General features: G+C 44.6%; 15 protein-coding genes. 4 read left to right on the forward strand and 11 right to left on the reverse strand.

All coding sequences use genetic code 11. The annotated features are described in order from the left end of the window. The gene (fabD, locus tag T500_RS0108755; protein WP_028907802.1) at positions 1-891 is read right to left on the reverse strand and encodes an ACP S-malonyltransferase; all 891 of its coding nucleotides are present in this window, start codon (positions 889-891) and stop codon (positions 1-3) included. 200 nt (positions 892-1,091) lie between these two features. On the opposite strand from fabD, the gene T500_RS0108760 reads away from it, so the two are divergent. The 3 genes from T500_RS0108760 to T500_RS0108770 are packed head-to-tail and all read left to right on the forward strand — an operon-like array spanning position 1,092 to position 3,250. Continuing rightward, positions 1,092-1,700 carry a thiamine phosphate synthase gene (locus T500_RS0108760; protein WP_028907803.1) on the forward strand — a complete coding sequence of 203 codons (609 nt, stop codon included), beginning with the start codon at positions 1,092-1,094 and terminating at the stop codon, positions 1,698-1,700. Between the two features lie 42 nt (positions 1,701-1,742). Further along, positions 1,743-2,681, forward strand: coding sequence for a ribose-phosphate pyrophosphokinase (locus T500_RS0108765; RefSeq protein ID WP_028907804.1), 939 nt, complete (start codon positions 1,743-1,745; stop codon positions 2,679-2,681). Beyond that, entirely contained in the window at positions 2,681-3,250 is a 570-nt protein-coding gene (locus T500_RS0108770) for a DUF4369 domain-containing protein (RefSeq protein WP_028907805.1), read from the forward strand. The genes T500_RS0108765 and T500_RS0108770 overlap by 1 nt, the downstream gene beginning before the upstream one ends. Positions 3,251-3,289: 39 nt before the next feature. Here T500_RS0108770 and glgP read toward each other — a convergent pair whose 3' ends face one another. Further along, a complete protein-coding gene (glgP, locus tag T500_RS0108775; RefSeq protein WP_028907806.1) occupies positions 3,290-5,869 on the reverse strand; it encodes an alpha-glucan family phosphorylase in 2,580 nt (859 codons plus the stop codon). A gap of 42 nt (positions 5,870-5,911) precedes the next feature. Next, entirely contained in the window at positions 5,912-7,576 is a 1,665-nt protein-coding gene (locus T500_RS0108780; protein ID WP_028907807.1) for a glycogen/starch synthase, read from the reverse strand. Between the two features lie 141 nt (positions 7,577-7,717). Here T500_RS0108780 and T500_RS0108785 point away from each other — a divergent pair, with 141 nt between their 5' ends. After that, entirely contained in the window at positions 7,718-8,140 is a 423-nt protein-coding gene (locus tag T500_RS0108785) for a hypothetical protein (RefSeq protein WP_028907808.1), read from the forward strand. A 21-nt stretch (positions 8,141-8,161) separates the two neighbouring features. Here the strand turns inward: T500_RS0108785 and T500_RS0108790 are convergent, their stop codons facing one another. The 8 genes from T500_RS0108790 to T500_RS16420 all read right to left on the reverse strand — a co-directional run bounded on the left by T500_RS0108790 (position 8,162) and on the right by T500_RS16420 (position 17,537). Beyond that, positions 8,162-8,965: a hypothetical protein gene (locus T500_RS0108790; protein WP_155267493.1), complete on the reverse strand. Its 804-nt coding sequence runs from the start codon at positions 8,963-8,965 to the stop codon at positions 8,162-8,164. Positions 8,966-9,198: 233 nt separating this feature from the next. Next, positions 9,199-9,738 carry a very short patch repair endonuclease gene (locus tag T500_RS0108795; RefSeq protein ID WP_028907810.1) on the reverse strand — a complete coding sequence of 180 codons (540 nt, stop codon included), beginning with the start codon at positions 9,736-9,738 and terminating at the stop codon, positions 9,199-9,201. Positions 9,739-9,747: 9 nt separating this feature from the next. Further along, positions 9,748-10,380: an 8-oxo-dGTP diphosphatase MutT gene (gene mutT, locus T500_RS0108800; RefSeq protein ID WP_230580881.1), complete on the reverse strand. Its 633-nt coding sequence runs from the start codon at positions 10,378-10,380 to the stop codon at positions 9,748-9,750. A gap of 378 nt (positions 10,381-10,758) precedes the next feature. Then, positions 10,759-11,151, reverse strand: a complete 393-nt coding sequence (locus tag T500_RS0108805) for a hypothetical protein (protein WP_028907812.1) — start codon at positions 11,149-11,151, stop codon at positions 10,759-10,761. 23 nt (positions 11,152-11,174) lie between these two features. Continuing rightward, positions 11,175-12,116, reverse strand: a complete 942-nt coding sequence (locus T500_RS0108810) for a hypothetical protein (protein WP_028907813.1) — start codon at positions 12,114-12,116, stop codon at positions 11,175-11,177. Between the two features lie 22 nt (positions 12,117-12,138). Next, positions 12,139-14,466 carry a DUF2357 domain-containing protein gene (locus tag T500_RS0108815; RefSeq protein ID WP_028907814.1) on the reverse strand — a complete coding sequence of 776 codons (2,328 nt, stop codon included), beginning with the start codon at positions 14,464-14,466 and terminating at the stop codon, positions 12,139-12,141. After that, entirely contained in the window at positions 14,460-14,951 is a 492-nt protein-coding gene (locus tag T500_RS0108820) for a hypothetical protein (RefSeq protein ID WP_028907815.1), read from the reverse strand. The genes T500_RS0108815 and T500_RS0108820 overlap by 7 nt, the downstream gene beginning before the upstream one ends. 21 nt (positions 14,952-14,972) lie before the next feature. After that, complete coding sequence (locus tag T500_RS16420) at positions 14,973-17,537, reverse strand: McrB family protein (protein ID WP_051611975.1); 2,565 nt, start codon at positions 17,535-17,537, stop codon at positions 14,973-14,975. Positions 17,538-17,539: the final 2 nt, after the last annotated feature.

Here is a 17,539-nt window from a genome sequence, read left to right on the forward strand (position 1 = left end):
TTATTCGATGCCATGGGCTGAAACCTCTTTGTTGATCTTAACGATCATACCCTGCAGGGCCTTACCAGGACCGCACTCTGTAAAGTCGTCGGCACCATCGGCAATCATGTTCTGTACGCTCTGAGTCCAGCGAACTGAGCTTGTGAGCTGAGCAATCAGGTTAGCCTTGATCTCAGCGGGATCGGTATGAGGCTTAGCATCAACATTCTGGTAAACAGGGCACTTAGGAGTCTTAATCTCAGTAGCCTCGATAGCTGCCTGCAGCTCATCCTTAGCAGGCTGCATCAGTGGCGAGTGGAAAGCACCGCCCACCTTCAGCACCAGTGCACGCTTGGCACCAGCAGCCTTCAGGCGCTCGCAAGCCTCCTCGATAGCCTCAACGTTACCGCTGATAACCAGCTGTCCGGGGCAGTTATAGTTAGCGGCTACTACTACACCCTTACCCAGCTTGCTAACCTCGGCGCAAACCTCCTCTACCTTCTCATCGGGCAGAGCAATGATAGCAGCCATTGTTGAGGGCTGAGCCTCGCAAGCCTTCTGCATAGCCATAGCACGAGCGTAAACCAGCTTCAAGCCATCCTCGAAACTCAGGGCACCAGCAGCTGTAAGAGCCGAGAACTCACCCAGTGAGTGACCAGCAGCCATCTTAGGATCGAAAGCGTCGCCCATGCAGAGTGCCGAGATAACGCTGTGAAGGAAAACGGCAGGCTGTGTAACCTTAGTCTGCTTCAGCTCCTCGTCGGTACCGGCAAACATAATATCGGTAATACGGTAGCCAAGAATCTCGTTAGCCTTCTCAAAAAGTTCCTTTGCCAGGGGGTTGGTATCGTACAGATCCTTACCCATTCCTACAAACTGTGCTCCCTGTCCGGGAAAAACAAATGCTTTCATCTTTAAATTTACAATTTTAATATTTACAATTTACTATTTATTCTCTGATTTTGAAATTTGGCCATTTTGGCCATTTCAGGATGCAAAATTACTAAAACTTTCTGAAAAATGCACCCTAATGACTATTTTTTTGCTGAAAGTGGTGAGAATATCGAAAAATCTGTGTAATTTTGCACTTAGAAAGAGAACAGATGGCAAAAATGAAGCTTATTGTAATGACGAAACCCACATTCTTCGTTGAAGAGGACAAGATACTTGCGAACCTCTTCGAGGAGGGATTGGATAATCTGCACCTGTACAAACCAGGTGCATCGCCCATGTATTCTGAGCGCTTACTGACTCTGCTTGGCGACGACTATCACAGCCGTATCACCGTTCACGGCCACTTCTATTTAAAAGAGGAATATCGCCTGCGCGGCATACATATCGACGATGCGTTCACCGAGGCCCCCGTTGGCTATAAGGGCAACATCAGCCGCACGTGTCACGCTATCAGCGAACTCAAGGAAACAAAAAAGAAGTCGAACTATGTTTTCCTGCACTCCATCTTCGACAGTCAGACCAATGCCGACGAGAAGCAGTCGTTTACGATGGACGAGTTACGCGAAGCCTCCAAGCAGGGCCTGATAGATAAAAAGGTTTACGCCCTGGGAGGTATGAATCTCGATCGCGTGAAGGAGATTAAGGATTTAGGCTTTGGTGGCATGGTGATATGCGGCGACCTATGGAACCGCTTCAACATCCACAACGAGATCGACTACAAGGCCTTACTTAACCACTTCGAAAAACTACGCAAAACAATTGATTAGCATGCTAAAGTACTAATATAAAAATATAAATAGGTATTAACAATGAGTGATAAGAGCTCCTTTTTGGTATTCTCAGGAACAGCCACGAGATACCTGGCAGAAAGAATCTGTCAAAGTCTTGGTTGCCCGTTAGGTAAGTTACAAATCACCAAATTCTCTGATGGAGAGTTTGCTGTTTCGTACGAGGAAAGTATCCGCGGTCGCGACATCTTCCTGGTTCAAAGCACCTTCCCCAGTTCCGACAATTTGATGGAGTTGCTGCTGATGATTGATGCAGCTAAGCGCGCTTCGGCCCGTACCATCAATGCCGTTATCCCCTACTTCGGATGGGCCCGCCAGGACCGTAAGGATAAGCCCCGTGTAAGCATCGGTGCCAAGCTGGTGGCCGATCTGCTCAGCGCAGCTGGTGTTAACCGTGTAATCACCATGGACCTGCACGCCGACCAGATTCAGGGTTTCTTCGATGTTCCTGTCGATCATCTGTATGCATCAAACGTAATTCTGCCCTACCTGCAGTCGCTTAAGCTCGACGAGCTGGTCATCGCTTCGCCCGATGTTGGTGGTTCAAAGCGTGCCAGCACCTACGCCAAGTACCTGGGCTGCCCACTGGTATTGTGTAACAAGACCCGTGCCCGCGCCAACGTGGTAGCATCCATGCAGATTATTGGTGATGTTCAGGGTAAGAACGTAGTGATTATCGACGATATGGTTGATACTGCCGGTACCATTACCAAGGCAGCCGACCTGATGAAGGAGAACGGTGCTCTTACTGTTCGCGCTTGCGCCAGCCACTGCGTGATGAGTGGTCCTGCCAGCGATCGCGTACAGGCTTCGGCCCTCGAGGAGATTGTATTCACCGACTCTATTCCTTACACCCAGCGTTGTGCAAAGGTTAAGCAGCTCAGCGTAGCCGAGATGTTTGCCGAGGCCATCCAGCGTGTAATCGACAACAAGAGCATTAGCGATTTGTACATAGTATAATGACCCGTAAAAGTTTTATCGGACTGGCAGTTGCAAGCCTTGTGCTTTGCGCCTGCCAGTCTGATGTTTATCAGATCAAGGGTTGCGCTCCCCAGCTCAAGGAAGGCGACACCGTGACCCTGGCTTTCGAAGACCCGCCACAAAAGGTTCTGGGCGAGGCTATCGTCAGCGGCGGCACCTTTAAGTTTGCCGGCACCACCGATACCACGCTGTTCTGCCGGGCCTATCTCAACCGCCAGCAGCTCACCAGCTGCAGCTTCTTCCTGGAGCCAGGCGAAATCACCATCGAACTCAACCAGCATCCCCGCCCCTCGCGTGTGTCGGGTACCGAGCTCAACAATCAGTGGCAGGCCCTTAACGATACCGTGCAGAAGCTAGGCACCCAGCTTATCCGTCTGGCCCAGCTCTCTACCCGTACCAACGCCGCCCATCGCCAGCAGCTGCAGCAGCAGGTCGACAGTCTGCACCGCCGCATCAGCGATTGCATCGTGCAAACGGGCCAGCGCAACAGTCAGAATGTTCTAGGTCGCTACATCAATCAGAATTATAAAAAACCCGAGTTCAAATAACTTGAACCCGGGTTCTTTTTTATGCTCGTACCAATGTTATTACACGGTGTGTGCGGGCAGCTCCAGCCACTTAATGTAGCAGAAGTCCTGACGGTGAGGCAGATCCTTATGCTTAGGATACATACGGATAGCGCTCTTAAACTGTCCGGCCTGCTGTGGAGCCAGTGTAGCCTCAAAGATATAGTTGTTACCCTCGTGGCCCACCATCTTCAGAGGCTCGATCGAGAAGATACGCTCCTCGCCCTCCTTATTAATATGTACGTTCACCTTCTCGAGTGCTACAGCATCCTCCAGTCCCTGCTCGTCAATCACGTAGCGGATGGTGTACTTCTGTGCAGTCTCGATACCGGCAGCAGGATAGTTCCACTCGGCGCTAACCACGTGGATGGCGTCCCAGCGCTCAGCTACGGCCTCCTTCCACTGTGCCAGATCCTTGGCCAGCTTGTTGTTGTCCTTGCTCAGAGCCTTGAAACGCTTAGCCTGCTTATTGTAGAACTTCTCGTAGTAGTCGTCAAGCTGACGCTTCATGGTGTAGTGAGGAGCAATCTGAGCAATCGAGTTCTTGATCACCTTCACCCAACCCTTCGACAGACCGGTCTTCTTATCCTTATCGTAGTACAATGGGATAATCTCGTTCTCCAGCAGGTGGTAGATGGTAGCAGCATCCAGGTTGTCCTGGTAGCCCTGGTTCTGGTAGGTACGCTTCTCGGTAAGAGCCCAACCGGCACCCTCACGATAGCCCTCAAGCCACCAACCGTCTTTTACTGAGAGGTTTACTACACCGTTCATCTCGGCCTTCTCGCCCGATGTACCCGATGCCTCCAGCGGACGTGTTGGTGTGTTCATCCAGATATCTACACCCGAAACCAAACGGCGGGCCAGCAGGAAGTCGTAGTCCTCCAGGAAGATAATCTTGCCCAGGAACTCGTCGCGCTGCGAAATCTCGTAGATGCGCTGGATCAGGCCCTGACCGGCACCATCAGCTGGGTGAGCCTTACCGGCAAACAGGAAGATAACTGGATGCTCAGGATCGTTCACAATCTTGCTCAAGCGCTCCAGGTTGGTAAACAGCAGGTGTGCACGCTTGTAAGTAGCAAAGCGGCGGCAGAAACCGATTACCAGTGCGTTAGGATTCATACCCTCGAGCAGCGAAACCACACGCGAAGGATCGCCCTGGTTCTTCAGCCACTTCTCGCGGAACTGCTCCTTGATATAGTCGAACAGCTTGTTCTTCAGAGCCATACGAGTAGCCCAAACCTCCTCATCAGGACAGTTATAGATACCGTGCCAGATCTCCTCGTTACTCTGGTCGCTCATGTGCTTAGCGTCGAAGTACTTAGCATATACCTTACGCCACTCGGTAGCACACCATGTGGGGAAGTGAACACCGTTGGTAACATAACCCACGTGGTTCTCCTCGGGATAGTAGCCGGCCCAGATAGGCGCAAACATCTTCTGGCTTACCCAGCCGTGCAGCATTGATACACCGTTAACCTCCTGACAGGTGTTGCAGGCAAATGTACTCATGCAGAAACGCTCGCTGTGGTCGTTAGGATTGATACGACCCATGCCGATGAACTCATCCCACGAGATACCCAGCTTCTGTGGGTAACCGCCCATGTACTTGCCGAACAATCCCTCGTCGAAGTAGTCGTGACCGGCAGGTACTGGTGTGTGAACGGTGTAAAGACCGCTGGCACGAACCAGCTCCAGAGCCTGGTTAAAGGTCATACCCTCGTCGATATAGTCGCACAGGCGCTGCAGGTTACACAGGGCAGCGTGACCCTCGTTACAGTGATAGATATCCTTCTTGATGCCCAGCTTCTTCAGCAGCAGCATACCACCGATACCCAGCAGAATCTCCTGCTTCAGGCGGTTCTCCCAGTCGCCACCATACAGGCTGTGGGTGATAGGCTTATCAAACTCCGAGTTCATCTCGTTATCAGTATCCAGCAGGTACAGCTTTACACGACCCACGTTTACACGCCAAACATAAGCGTGAACCTGGTAGTTGGTGTAAGGTACATCAATCACCAGTGGGTTACCGTCCTTATCCAGCTGACGCTCGATAGGCAGGTGGCTAAAGTTCTGTGCCTCGTAGTTGGCTACCTGCTGTCCCTCCATCGAGAGGCTCTGTGTAAAGTAACCAAAACGGTACAGGAAACCTACGGCACACATGTCAACGTTCGAGTCCGAAGCCTCTTTTACGTAGTCGCCGGCCAGCATACCCAATCCACCCGAATAAATCTTCAGGGCAGAGTGGATACCGTACTCCATACAGAAGTAAGCCACCGATGGGCGCTTCTTGTCGGGTTCAACATCGATATACTTACGGAACAAGGTGTAAACGCTCTTAATGCGCTTCATCAGCGCCTTATCCTTTACAATTTGCTCTTTACGGGCAAAACTCAGTCGCTCAAGCAGCATAACTGGGTTGTGTTTTACCTCATGATAAAGCTCAGGGTCCAGGTCGCGGAACAAGTCGCGTGCCTCGTAGTTCCATACCCACCACATATTGTGGGCAATCTCGTCCAAACACTTCAGTTCTTCAGGAAGACTCGACTTCACGGTCAAATCCTTCCACATTGGAGCATTTGCATAATCAGCTTTAATTTTCATAATCTCTCAAATTTTTATTTGAATCTTTTCTTTTCAATATTTCTATTTTTCCATTCTATCTTGTGCTTTGCGCAGCGCGATATCGTACGCTTCGTAGTAGTACTCGATAAAGTGAGTCCAGAGAGCCTTCTCCGAGAGGGCTTCAGCATTCTTGCGGCAAGTCTCAATCTGCTTTTTAGTCATGTTCGAGAACTCAGCCACCGTATCTTTGATATTATCGGCCACTTCGCTATAGTTGTAATCCGTGCGGTGAATCACCTTCACACCATCTTCCAGCTGTCCGTCGTGACCGAACACCGTGTTGGCCCACAGTCCGAAACCAGCCAGATCGGTAGTGATACAAGGCACCTTAAAGGCGATTGCCTCGAGCGGGGTATAACCCCAGGGCTCGTAGTACGATGGATAGATGCACAGGTCGTTACCCAGCACCACATCGTAGTAGGTCATGTTTACGATACCATCATTACCGTCCAGATAGCAAGGCAGGAAAATCACCTTTACGTTCTCGTCCTTACGGTTGTGCATATCGTAGTATTTCAGCATGCTCAGCACGTTATCGTGACTCATGTTGTGCAGCCAGTGCGTTACCTGTGGCACATCCAGCGGCGTGTCGAACTTCTGACCGCTGGCCAGACGCTCCTGCAGGTCCTTACGAGGCTCACCTACCCAACCGGGCACCTCGATAAATGCCACCACCTTCTTTTTCAGGTCGCGGTCGCGCAGCAGTCGGTTCATAGCCTCAACAAACACGTCGATACCCTTATTGCGGAACTCGTAGCGTCCCGAAGTTGAAATCAGCAGTGTGTCGTCGTCCAGCTCCTCGCCAAGCAGCGCATTAGCCACCTGCAGCATCTTTTGGCGCGCAGCCTTACGCTTGCGGGCAAAAGCCTGCGCTGTGCTGGGCACAAAACTATTATCAAAACCATTTGGAAGCACCACGTCCACTGGCTTGTCCAGCAGCTCCACGCACTCCTTAGCCGTAATGTCGCTCACCGTGGTAAAGCAGTCGGCATAGTGGGCAGTCTGCTTCTCAATACTGTGTTTGCTCTGCATGTTCAGCTCGCCCGCCATCTGGTCGCCATTATAGGCAAACAGGTAGTCGTACAGCGGCTTCTGGTTACCAGCAATCGATCGTCCAATGCTGGTAGCGTGGGTAGTAAACACCGTACCAATCTGTGGCAGTTTGTTGTTCAGGTACAGCAGTCCCAGTCCGCACATCCACTCGTTAGCGTGGTAAATCACCTTCTGTTCGGGCTTCAGACTGTGGTTGTAGAAGCTTTCTACTACGAGAGCCGCTGCATACGAGAACATCGATGCCTCATCATAGTCGCCATAAGCATGCAACGAGTCCACCTGGTAGTGTTCCCACAACCAGCCGTAAATCTCGTTCTTCTTTTCGAAGTAAGGGTTAAAATCCACCAGGATAGCAATCGGTTCGCCGGGCACGGTCCATCTTCCCACCCTCACCTTCAGGCCCTGCTCTTTAGCCTGCCATTGCCATTCGGCCAGCAAACTTGAGTCCTCCTTAAAGTAAGGGCTCTCCTGCTCTTTCCAGAAATCAGGACCAATAAAGATAATCTTATCTTTCAGAACCTTCTGTAAGGTTTGGGCGCGTGTCGAGAGTACGGTATAAATTCCGCCTACTTTATTGCAAACCTCCCAACTCGACTCAAAAATATAATCAGGTGTAAATCGTTCCTTTGCCATGTTATACTAACTAATTTGCCGCAAAGATAATTAAAAAATTATTAAATCACTAATCTTTTTGTTATTTTTTTCAACGTAAACGTTTAAAAGATGATTTAGATTAGTATCTTTGCGGTCTAAAAAACGTATAAGTGTTGTAATATGAACAAGTTAATAGTTTCAGCCCTGCTGTGTTTGGCCAGTATTACGGCCAGTGCGCAGAACACCCAAGGCCCCTTTCGCGCGAACCTTATAAATAAGGAACTTGATATTGTGATGCGTATTAATTTTTACCAACAGGATGTTACCGTTCCCGGTCAGGATTTGTTTGGCCAGGTGCCTGGCTACCTCAGCAAACGTTTCAACTCGTTTGCCTGGGTCATCACCGATGCCGAGGTTAAGGGCCACAAGGCCACGCTGCAGATGATCAATGATTACGGCAGCGAGGATCTCACCGCCACCCTCACCGCCAAGGGCGATTCAGTATTCATACTCAAGCAAGAATCAGGTAGCGCCCTCAAGGTGCCCTTCAAAGGTAAATGGCAAAAACTGCCCAAAACCATAGAGTTTAAACGTCAGAAATAATTTTCTGACGTTTAATGTAAGTTATTCAACCTTTGTCATCTGGAAGGTGGCGGTGTAGGTTGAGCCATCATCACGCATACGCAGCGCCGTCCACTTCATCACGCCATCCTTGATGCTCTCAATCTCCCACCACTCGCGAAGCTCTTCACTGTCGGCCGTCTTCTTCCAGCGGGTGCAGAGCAAGATACCATCTACGAAATAGTTTGAAAGATAATCAGTGTCCGACTGCCATTGCCCCTCCACCTTACTATAATAGGCGTAAGTGCCGTCGGCTTTATACTCCCAACGGTGCAATTCGCCATCGGTGTGCTCGTCCTCAGTGCTAGTCACCTTGCCTTCCCATGTGCCAATAATATCATTCTCATAGTCGTTTGTCACACGTATATAGCGCTCTTTGTCGTAGATCTCATTTATTACCACATTACCGTCAACATAGACTTTCCAGTCAGACTTCAACATCATATCCTTATCAGTAATGGAGTAGATGGTTGTTTCCGTCACATGCGTAGTATGTTCATTTTCTTTCGCTCTAAGCGTTACATTCTTGCCTTTAATCGTAACCTCAGCCGACGCATGGTTGTTCCACGACTCGCTATAGTAGTCAGAAAGACTACCATACGCTTCCGTCGGCGACAAGAAAGTAATGACTGCTTTCAGGTTAGTAGGACACGCCTGACCGTCCAGTTCGTCCACCATCCACTTGCCCATCAACTTTGTTGAAAGGTCGAGCTTGACGGGTTTGTCGTCATTCGATGTACATGATGTGAACACACTTGCGCCGCAAATGAGGGTGGCGACGAGCACCCAGTTCAAAATCTGCTTCATAAAGGTTTTCATTAAATTGTTTGTTTGCAAATATACATAACAATTCAATATCTTCCAAATATTTTAGCATTTTTTTTGCATTCTGACAAATTCTTATTACCTTTGCGGCGTATTGTTAAATGAATGGTTATGAAATTCATTTTAATGATTATGTTCATTCTATTTTCGCAGTGATGCGAGAAAGAATTGGGTTTAATTAGTAATAATTATCACAGAGGAATCAGCAGCGATGCTCATTCCCCTCTTTTTTTTATGTCTTCAGCCGCCGTTAGCAAATGGTTACTCTCCGCATCGATGGTTGGATAAGCCGCATTCTTCAAACTGTGGTCTTGAAGCCAAATGTGGTTCAGTGTAAAAGCCAATGAGTCAAGTGTTTCTTCCCGTTTCGATGGTTTTAGCTCACATTCCCAAACCGTAATGCAGTGCCATCCCATCTTGGCCAGTTCGCGTTGTTTCTCCTTATCCCGTTCTTTATTTCTGCGAATCTTCGCCACCCAGAACTCCCTATTACTCTTCGGAATCTTACAGCACTCACTATTCTCAATAGTCTCCATATCTACTTTGTGTCCATGCCAAAAACAGCCGTTCACAAAAATACAAGTCCGATATTTCCTAAGCACGATATCCGGCCTTCCAGGCAATCGTTTATGGTTTAACCGATAGCGGAATCCCCTACTCCACAACCCTTTTCGCACAATTATCTCCGGCTTCGTGTCTTTCCCACGAATCGCCGCCATATTCTTGTGCCGTTGTTCAGGAGATAGTTTGTCCATAGACGTTAGTCAAAATGCAGCTTTATCAAACAGAGTTCTGTCCGCCGGTAACCACTTCACATGCATCCTCTCCCTGCGGCTAAGCCATCTTGCTGCCGAGTGCTCTTTCAGTGTGTATTCGCCTTCAAGCCTGCACAGATAGCAATACATAGTGAGTCGGAACTTAGGATAACTCCACTCCACCTTCTCCAGATATTTCTCAATAGTTATTTCCGCCGCTAGCTCCTCGCGAATCTCGCGCTTCAGTGCCTCCTCACGCGTTTCACCTGGCTCAATCTTCCCTCCAGGGAACTCCCATCTTCCCTTCATATCGCCATAGCCGCGCTGGGTGGCAAATATCCGCTTTCTATCATCACGTATTACAGCCGCTACCACTTGTATCTGCTCCTTATTCGCCTCTCGTAGTAGCTTTTCCTTTGCCTTCTGTACTCTCAGCGCTTTCAAGGCTTTCTTCTTGTTTCTACGTTCTGCCCTACCTTTAACAACTTTTTTTGAACTGCCTGAAACCTCATAGAGTACCAAGCCCACACCCATAATAACCCAGGCCGGCCAAGGCATCGTACAAAGTGCAAGTACAAATACAAACAAAGCCAGGATAGACACTCCCGAACCACCTATTAATATAGCAAAAATCTTCCACATATATCTAATTGTTCTCAAAGCGCATCGAAGTGCACCTTTATTTTACGGCAAATATACAAAGTATTTCTATAACCACCATATATTTTCTCATTTTTTTGGCCGTTTGCTAAATTCTTAGTACCTTTGCATCGTTTAAAGTAACTAAAGTTATAATCAAAAGTTATCATAATAATTCTATTTTCGCAGTGATGCGAGAAAGAAAACTAGTTTTTGAGTAAACCATAGAGGAATCGGCAGTGATGCTCATTCCTCTTTTTTACACACTATCTAGTTTCGAGTACTATCCCTGAGTTAGTCTAACCATATTCTTTGGGGGCTATAATATAGAACTTTTGTTATTCTATAGCTCAAACTAACAACTAATGATTTATTATACACTCAAACTAGATTGATCTTCGTTCTTAAATATTTGGGCGGATTATTCAAGAATAATAAAGCTATAACGTCATACCTCTGACAAACATAATAGAGCTTATTTGTTATAATCATCTGAGCAAAATCATCAAAAAAGAAGCCAAATTCAAGGAGAAACTCAGCTAGATCTTTTTGTGCTCTTACAGCTTGTATCAGCTGTATCTCACTAATAACAAATCTTATACAGAAGTTATCATCATCAGGATCTGGAGCATAACAGACATATTCGAAATCTTTAAAATTTTTGCATTTAGCAGCAATTCCGTAACCTAAAAGAGACTCTTTCGCAGTAAATCCTTTAAGCCCAAACCATCTATAGAAATAAGCCTTTGCAAGCATTGTTTTTCTGTCAGCCATATCTTCACCAAATTATTACATTATTACAACAGAGTTTTCCTTATGCCACAGAACTTAACATCTGGTATCAATCGGGCCAATTCCGGGTCATGAAAAGAAGCAATTTTCATCATCCTGTTTACTGTATGCTTATGATATTTTTCTTTATTTATAGGCATACTATGGGAGGTTACCCAGTTATAAACATCACCAACTGAAGATAGTTTCCAACCTAAACATTTCGTATATTCCTTCTTTGATATCAGTTTTTTTAGCCATAACTGTTCTATCGTTGTATAATCAGAAATCTCATAGAATTCGATTATTCTCTTTAGTTTATTGATGCGGTCGTTTTCTCTTTCTTCAACCAGTTTTGGGTCTTTAACATTGTTCTTTCTCTTCTGTTCCTCTGCAAGTACCGCCCTTTTAAGTTGACGCAATTGTGACAGCGTTAATTCTTCAAGTTTAATATCTAATGCAAGTACTTTTTTCCCCTCGCTTGGCAGTTTCTCGTTCTTAGTTTCTTTCCCCCTAGTGAACTTCATTGGTTCCACGTCACACGCCAGCCCCTTCGATGACAACTTGAACAGAGTTATAGAGCGACTCTCTAGAGTAAAACATTTCCGCTCAGTCAACATGTTTTTCAGCGTAGCATCATCAACCTCATCAGTTCCGAGATTCTGAGCATTAATTCTTCTACACAACACCTCGAGTGTATATCGATTATCATGCGAACGAAGCACATCTTTGGCCTGTTCCAAAATAGGCATGTCTATTTGTCCATCATCTACAAAAGTCACATAATCGTACATATATTCCTCAAAGAGGAAATAGTCATTGAATGGTTCCAAAGCGGAACGTAATTCCTCTTCTGTATTAAAAACCGACTCCGAATAATACTTAGTACAGAGACTGTAGAGTTCCGCAAACCTTATGTTATATTTTTTTCCTTTAAGGACGGCAATACACCATTCGTGGATAGACATAATTTATAGCGTTATTATTGTGTTATTTAATTCTTGCAACCTTCATTAAGTCTGTCAACCCTATTACATCGAATTTTCCATAACGTGTAAGTTTTAGCTTTAGGATGTCTTCAGGGCGCCATTCATATTTCTGCAGCTCTTTTTCAATTCCGTTCTTATTCAAACGGAAAACCAAATAAATATTGTCTTCGTTATTCTTATGGGGATTAAATGGATAACCGCGATCTTTCATTTCCTTATACCCATATATCTTTGGACCGCCAACATTTATTTTATATAGTGTGGCATCTTTGCCATTTTGCAAAAGAATATATCGTGCAGTCACAATCTCCTTAGAAACGGCAATTGATCCGCCACGTTCTCCGGCACGTCCATTATACAGCCAATTCTTCTTTATCCACTCAAGATGTTCTAGACTCTTATAGTAGCCTATTAGAACTGTTGTTTCGTCAGGCAGGAAGTCACGATTCTCGCCTTCTGATTCTGGCAAACTCTCCATTGTCATCGTCTTGTTGGCCTGCAAATGGACATCATACTGATAGTACGACAGTTTTTCACGATCAGATGTACGATCCATCAAATGGGCTTTCACTTCGGCAAGGAATCGTTTTAAGTATACTGAATCCTCCTGCCAATGTCCAGGTCGAATGCTAAACGCTCCTAATCCTGGAACTATTTCATGGAAACCTCGCATCTCTCGATTTTCTTCACCTGGATATAGAACATAAGCACCACTTGTTCTTCTTATAGCATCCTTATAGGCATGCATTTTCAGAAGGTCGCCACGTTTATATATTTTCAATTCTTGGTCTTGTTTTTCCTCAGCAAGCTCATCGAAGATATCTTTATCAGTATCTTTGTCTTCTAGCAAAACCTTATCCAGGCGATATTTTGCATCGAAGTGTATATGAATAATTAGCTCTTGACGCTCAGCCTCTTGTTCAGAAATATCACCAGGCCATAACGATAGCGTATAGTCCGGACGCATTGTCATAGTCCAGCTACCAGCCTTATGAATGGGATCATTATCATCAGCGACTCTATTGAACGTTCTATTGTAATAGAAAGCAACATTCAGAATACGCGAGAAGGTTTCTTGTTGCCCACTTACCATTCTCATTTTGCCTTGTCTCAGACTAAGATTTATACCATCAGCATCAATCTGCACCAGTTTTTGCTTATCCTCAGGTTTTAGATTAAAGAATTCACTTATCAGCTCCAATAGCTTAAAGAACAGCCAGTATTCATACAGCGTAGCAACATTTTTCTTGCCAGCATCATAAACATCATCACCACCCGTCCAATTTAGTTTGGCTGCAAGATCAAATAACAACCAAGCCTGCAATACCTCTCGATAGCCCTCCTTTCTTTGGAGAACCGGACTGTTCATATTCATGTGAGTAGGTTGAGAAATCTGACGGAAGAACTGATTGTCTAGATGTTCATACAATCGTTCCATTGTTTTATTTGCCTCAGCCTTCAACTGATCTGTCGCGTTTGCATAACCTTTTATGTCGGAACAGAAGTTAACAAAAGTGCGAAGCACAAATTTCACAAACTGGTTTTCTTGATTATCCGTAGTATCTCGCTTATATTCTACTTCAATTCTTCTTGGCACGCTTGTCAGACATTCTGGCATACCAGTACGCATTCCCATTGGTAACAGAACACGATCTGTACTAGAAGCTATCTGTCGAATATTCTTGCGGCTTAGTCGTCTTACACCAATTATATCACGTTCTATATTTGCATCAGTCCATTTCCTAACGGGATTGGAAATAATCTTATGAATAGCCTCAGAAAATGCCTCGCTATCAATGAGAGAACGTACAAACGAGAATCGCTGGTATAGTGTTTTTGACGAGCATGACTGATCTATTTCCAGCTTTTGTGTAACAGGCGAGCCTTGCTGAAGAACCAAATCTGTGTAGTATTCTGCTATCTCGTCTAGCATTAAGCGATAATCCTTTCTGTATTCCGACTTAGTGCTTTGAATATCCAAGCTGACCTTACCCACAAGCTCCTTCGAGTCCACATTAATTGTTTGCAAAGTCAAATGGCCAACATATATACCTGTAGTCAGAGTTCCCTCAGATGCATGATGAGTTTTATTGGGATGGAACCTTACTATCTCATTTTGCTTCTCAAACTGACAACGACAGTTATTAGCAACGTTTGAAAACTCGTAAGTATAGGTACATCCCTCTAATAATTGATATCTTGACTCACCTGCATAAGGTTCACTTTCCTCATAGACTTTAGCCTTTGAAGATTGAGGGAATATTATCAGTTTCAAATCACTTACATTCCCTTCAACTGGTATTTCAAGGTATTCACACTCTTTCAGCATATATTCCCCCACATGGTTTCCCAAATATCTATTGATAATGCCTCTAAATCATGATCGGACAATTCTTGTGCAAGCAGTTCATCTACCAAATAATTAAACATCACCTCATTCTTAGGAGAGTCTTTTTCCCCGTAATCGTTATCGAATTTTGCATAGAATAATTCCAACACTTTGTTCCTATTCTCTCCTGTTATCAAATCTTGCTCACCTTCAGAATCATCTATATCATCATAATCACCAAAAGCGGGCTCTGGCAGTAGATATTCAACCAAAGTTTCTAGTGCATTGCCGAATCCCCAATTTTTAGCATAGTCATGAATCATCTGAAGCGAATCTTGCTTGCTTCTTTCTCCGGAATAAATAGTTTCCTCATACGACAAATAATTTTCAGCAATTTTTCTACGAATTTGATACTCTCGCTCCTCATCTTCAGGACTAAAGGAATTATTAATACTGTCAAATAGTTCTTTAATATTCTGATTCATAATAATCACCTATTATATTATTTATGCTTCTGCAAAACTTGTAAAACCGTTAGCCGTAGCCGATTCGTACATACGGCGTATTTTGTCGGCACTCTCTTTGAACTGTGCTTTTTCAACATTCTCTTTCGTAATGTTCAAATCCTTCCCCGCACCTGTGAAACAAAGTTTCCATAGCTGAGAAAGTACAGGTTCCAACTTTTTGCGAGAGCCATGCAACTTTGGCAGCAGCTTCTGAACTATAGCAGCATCCAGGACTGCCTCATCAGACATTTTCGTTTTCGTATCATCATTTGCTTTAGCCTGGCAGATGAATCGGAATATCTCTGTTGCCGAACGATAGCCAAACTCTGCATTTACATTTTTTAGTTCGTTGAAAAAGGCTTGCAGTGTCTTCACCACAGTATCATCCTGTGCCAAATCTTTTTTGCAAGCTTTTGCGACGAAGTCTGTCCCCATTCCAGCAGCCTTGCTGATAATACTATCGCGATCAATCTCCTGTATCCCTTTGAGGAACCGACTCATCTCGTCTGACGATATTTTGAATTCTATCACATTGGCACGATCAAGCACTTTTGGTGAGAACATATAAGTAGTTTCGTCCACATTAATAGTTCCAATAATAAACAAATTCTTTGGAAGATCAATGCGCTGCGGCACACCATCTATTTTTATGCCAGCGTCACCTTCTGCATCATTATTCCAAAGACTTATCTTCTCCTTGCTCTCCATAGCGGAAAGGAAATCAGCGAAGTAGCGCTCGACATAGCTCATATTCATCTCGTCCAGTATTAGGAAGAAAGGTTTGTTGGCATTTTCCTCGCGATTTGCCTCTATCAACAGGTCGAGTACACCGTTCTCCGGCTTTACATACTTACCTGGCTGAAGTGCATTAGGGAATCCCAAAAGCGGCTCTCGGTTCGTCCAGTCCGCCCCAACGCTAACAACGCACATTTGTTCATCTTTGTTCTTTACCAAAGCACTAGCAAAGGCCAATACCAATTGGGTCTTACCCGAACCCGCCAATCCACTCAAAATAAGAAATCGTTTCGACATCAAAGAGAAGGCAAAACGCTTAACCAAAGAATCAGTATATAGCAACCCCGTTCCCTTTATATAATCAATCATCTTTTTAATAGAAAATGGTTCTGTCGGAATTTCCACTTTAAAAGTTCCCTCTATGGTTTGTTCCAGCATTTTAATCTCTGGAGCATCAACATAGAGTCGAGTCAGAGTTTTTTGAGGCAGACGATAAGGAGCTTCCCAATCACCAACATCAGTCCATTTTATGCGTCGAACGTTCTTATATTCATCTATGCTATCATCATAAACATATTCTCCTTCAACAACGCCACGACCTATAATATGATAAGTTCCTTTCTTAGCATATATGACATCTCCAATTTGCATATCATTGAGGAATTGCCAAACGGCCAATGCATCATTGCTTTTGTTGTCAACCTCATAAACCTCCTTCATCTTTGCTATTACAGCTTGACGAGAGTCGAACTGATGGTAATCACCTAATTCATCCCATCCTAATCGTAGCAAGCCTTGCTGCTGACATTCATCCCAAAGCATAGCCTGTTCACCTGGAGCATAAATCCATACTCGAGGATTAGGCATGGTACTAGATGGATCATTAAACTGCCTTGAATGAATATCATTGCTGTATAAGGAAATAGCTTCATCTGTTTCCAAAAAATCTATAAAATTTTTGTAATTTGTTACCGAAGCAGTATAGACGTTATTACGAGTTTTGTTCTCTTCCAATTCAGTACAACCTTTATAAATTTTTTCTATTTGGAATAAATCAACGACTTCGTACAGATTATCTTTTCCAGATTCCCTTTTGATTACATCCAATACAGGTTCACAAATTAAATGATACTGAATATACTGTTTGATTGTACTTACAGCCAACCCCAGCGATTCCAAATATTTACGGAACATAGCCTTTCGTTGGTCTAAATTACCTTCTTGGTACATCTTCATTGGGTCAACTTCCTTTGATGCAAAATTATCAAAGAATGCTTTCTTGTCGTTTCTGTTCATAAAGCCAAATATGTTTTGTGATTTGTTTTCGTTTATTTTTAATTTTCCATCCTTGGTCATTTCCATGACTTGAGAATATCTGTTAATGTAGTTTCGTACAATATCATCATTGTTTTTGGAATCTTCTTTGAAGATCGCCTTATAGGCTGTCGCATAATCTGTACCAGGATTTGCCTTTGTGTAATCAAACAATGATTTTAGTACGAATGTTGGACATACAATATCTTTAAAGCCATCTTTCCCAACGTATGGATTTGGTACATAATACCTCGGCAACCAGTGGTATAGATAGGTAGTAGCCTCCCTCTCATCTATATCATGATCAAATCTAGGATAATAATAGCCGTCATCAGCTTCGCAATACAATCCCAGTTGACAAGCAAGTTGATATGGAGAGGTAAAGAAGTCTGTCCATTTTGATTCCATGTGAATTCTAAACTCTTCTACCTTCATTTTTTTATGAGGTAAAGAGTTTGCAAGCTCCACTACATTTTTTGGGGTTCCGTTGCGCCATCTACAAATCAAATCTGCCATAG

The sequence above is a fragment of the Xylanibacter ruminicola Ga6B6 genome, assembly GCF_000687715.1.
GTDB lineage: Bacteria > Bacteroidota > Bacteroidia > Bacteroidales > Bacteroidaceae > Prevotella > Prevotella ruminicola_B.

Coding starts and splice junctions, on each gene's coding strand:
- fabD (WP_028907802.1), bottom strand. CDS start 891: ATGAAAGCATTTGTTTTTCCCGGACAGGGAGCACAGTTTGTAGGAATG.
- T500_RS0108760 (WP_028907803.1), top strand. CDS start 1,092: ATGAAGCTTATTGTAATGACGAAACCCACATTCTTCGTTGAAGAGGAC.
- T500_RS0108765 (WP_028907804.1), top strand. CDS start 1,743: ATGAGTGATAAGAGCTCCTTTTTGGTATTCTCAGGAACAGCCACGAGA.
- T500_RS0108770 (WP_028907805.1), top strand. CDS start 2,681: ATGACCCGTAAAAGTTTTATCGGACTGGCAGTTGCAAGCCTTGTGCTT.
- glgP (WP_028907806.1), bottom strand. CDS start 5,869: ATGAAAATTAAAGCTGATTATGCAAATGCTCCAATGTGGAAGGATTTG.
- T500_RS0108780 (WP_028907807.1), bottom strand. CDS start 7,576: ATGGCAAAGGAACGATTTACACCTGATTATATTTTTGAGTCGAGTTGG.
- T500_RS0108785 (WP_028907808.1), top strand. CDS start 7,718: ATGAACAAGTTAATAGTTTCAGCCCTGCTGTGTTTGGCCAGTATTACG.
- T500_RS0108790 (WP_155267493.1), bottom strand. CDS start 8,965: ATGAAGCAGATTTTGAACTGGGTGCTCGTCGCCACCCTCATTTGCGGC.
- T500_RS0108795 (WP_028907810.1), bottom strand. CDS start 9,738: ATGGACAAACTATCTCCTGAACAACGGCACAAGAATATGGCGGCGATT.
- mutT (WP_230580881.1), bottom strand. CDS start 10,380: ATGTGGAAGATTTTTGCTATATTAATAGGTGGTTCGGGAGTGTCTATC.
- T500_RS0108805 (WP_028907812.1), bottom strand. CDS start 11,151: ATGGCTGACAGAAAAACAATGCTTGCAAAGGCTTATTTCTATAGATGG.
- T500_RS0108810 (WP_028907813.1), bottom strand. CDS start 12,116: ATGTCTATCCACGAATGGTGTATTGCCGTCCTTAAAGGAAAAAAATAT.
- T500_RS0108815 (WP_028907814.1), bottom strand. CDS start 14,466: ATGCTGAAAGAGTGTGAATACCTTGAAATACCAGTTGAAGGGAATGTA.
- T500_RS0108820 (WP_028907815.1), bottom strand. CDS start 14,951: ATGAATCAGAATATTAAAGAACTATTTGACAGTATTAATAATTCCTTT.
- T500_RS16420 (WP_051611975.1), bottom strand. CDS start 17,537: ATGGCAGATTTGATTTGTAGATGGCGCAACGGAACCCCAAAAAATGTA.